At 46.3% G+C, this 2393-nt stretch carries 1 protein-coding gene and 1 pseudogene; both read right to left on the bottom strand.

Annotated elements, in window-relative coordinates; genetic code table 11:
- Positions 1-283 precede the first annotated feature (283 nt).
- Positions 284-1407: pseudogene (locus tag RM539_RS19690) on the bottom strand (IS91 family transposase).
- A gap of 2 nt (positions 1408-1409) precedes the next feature.
- Positions 1410-1994, bottom strand: a complete 585-nt coding sequence (locus RM539_RS19685) for a tyrosine-type recombinase/integrase (protein ID WP_311505130.1) — start codon at positions 1992-1994, stop codon at positions 1410-1412.
- Positions 1995-2393: the final 399 nt, after the last annotated feature.

Genomic DNA, 2393 nt, shown 5'->3' with positions numbered 1-2393 from the left:
AATAACTAAGCGTTCGTGTGGCCGGAACGGCCCAACATGAACGCACTGTTGACTAAACCGGTGCTTTGCCGATTAGTATATATGGGGATTAGTCTGTTTTTAGGAGGTAGTATTTGTTGGATAGTACATCTAGCCTCTATGCAAGATATCGGCTTTTGACTATTGACCTAAAGTCAAGCTGCTTTTACTAAATTTTTTTACTGGCACTTTAAGTATTTAATGTCATTTTGATCGTTTTGGGCCATAGATTCCCTGTTACGCCCGGAAGGATCGTTTTTCATACTCATTTATTTGATTGTTTTCTTAGTTTTTCCATCCAGTATCCAGGTGGGCCTCGCGGGGTAAAGGTAGTAAGGGTCTCCAATTTTCCTTTCTTGCACACCGGACAAAGCTGGTGTTGTAGTGGTTTACGCTCCTTGAGTTGTACCTGCCCAAGGCTTTTCTGTAGCTGGGTAAGCGTGATTTTTTTGTGGTAGGAGCTCAGGATCCCATAATGACGGATGCGTACAAAGCCTTTGGGAAGTACGTGAAGTGCGAACCGCCTGATGAACTCTGCATCGGATAAACGTAACAAGGATTTCCTTCCCCGTGGCGGTAGTCCTTTACAGCAAATGTAACATTTTTATTATCTAGGTTTTTTATCCGGTGGTTACTGATGGCGATCTTGTGGGTATAGCGGCCAAGGTATTCCACCACCTGGGCGGGACCTAAAAATGGGCGTTTGCAGTAAACTACCCAATTGTGTTTGAACAGGCTTTCATAGAAGTCCGTGGATTGTGTTGGAAGTTCCTTGCGAAGGGAAGCTACAAAACGGGCCCTAAAAACTTTGCTCATAGCCTTAACCGGGAACAGGTATTTACCTTTGCTTTTTGCAGATTTCCATTTGCCACTTTGGGCAATACCACCCCCAGGAACAATACAATGCAGGTGCGGGTGCAACGATAAGTTCTGGCCCCAGGTATGAAGGATGGCAATCATCCCCGGTTTGGCACCCAGAAATTTAGGGTTGGATGAAAAACCCTGGATCACCTGCCAGGCTATTTTGAACAGCAGGGCATACATTTTTTTAGGTTCATACAGGCATAGGCGGTTGAGCGCTGATGGCAATGTGAAGACCACGTGGAAGTAAGGCACGTTTAGGAGTTCTTCTTCCCGTGCCCGAATCCATTCCTCCTTTTTATGTCCCTGGCACTTGGGACAATGGCGGTTCCGGCAACTATTGTAGCTAAGGTGGAGCCTATGGCAGGAAGGATTGTTACAGCGGTCGATGTGGCCACCCAGGGCAGCAGTGCGGCATTTGCGCAAGGCGTGCATGGTTCTTAGCTGCCAGCTATTGTAACAGTATTTGGATAAAGATTCCGTGTTCCTTTCCAGCACCTGGGCCACCTCGTGAGCAGCAGGTTTCACGGCTACTCCCTGTATAGCCGATCCAACGGACTGAACGGCTTCTGCCTACCTAGTTGTGCCACGTGAAGGTAGGTGAGCGTGGTTTGGATATCAGCGTGTCCCAGCAGATCCTTTACGCTGATAATATCCAACCCCATCTCCAAAAGATGGGTGGCATAGCTGTGCCGAAGGCTATGGGTAGTGATCTCTTTTTGGATCCCGCTGTGTTTACGGGCTTCCCGAACGATCCATTGCACGCCCATTGCCGATAACTGGGCTGGGGCTCCTTTCCTGTCGTAACCATTAAAACACCAGGTGGTAGGGTTATCTGCAGCGATATATTTTTTTAGGCCACGGATCTGCATTTGGGATAAAGGAACATAACGGTCTTTTCTTCCTTTGCCCTGGCGGATGTGTAGCATCTTACGATCAAAATCCAGATCTTTGAGTTGCAGGCCACGAAGTTCGAAGCAGCGAAGGCCGCAGCCATAGAGCATGGCAAGTACCAAACGATGTTTGAGAAGTTTGGGTGTTTTAAGCAGTTGTTTAATTTCACTACGACTTAGTACCACTGGAAGTTTGTGGGGACGTTTAATGGAAAGTAACATGACCCGCATCTCTTCATTCCAGAGATACGATAGGCATAGCGAAGACCGTAAATAGTATGCTTAAAGAAACTATCGGATGGTGTTTTGTGCTGGGATTTTAAGATGTGCAGGTAGTCCAAAACCTGTTCTTCATCGAGAACCAGGGGACTACATTTAAAATGGAGGGACATATGCGCAAGGCAGCGGGCATAGTTGGTAAGGGTACTTTGACTTTTGCCGGCCAGTGCTACGGAACGCTTTAATTTACGGTACAGCTGATCAAACTCAGGTACAGAATTACAGGCCCTCTCTATGAGGGTACTACTTTTTTTTCATAACTTTCAATGAATTAATTACACAATACCTAAAGGTAGTGATAGTGATTTAGATCTCTTGAAGCTACCTTTAGGTTTAGTTCAA

Source organism: Autumnicola musiva, from assembly GCF_031846585.1.
GTDB classification, from domain to species: domain Bacteria; phylum Bacteroidota; class Bacteroidia; order Flavobacteriales; family Flavobacteriaceae; genus Autumnicola; species Autumnicola musiva.
The sequence above is the reverse complement of the archived record's forward strand: the minus strand, read 5'-3'. Positions and strand labels throughout refer to the sequence as shown.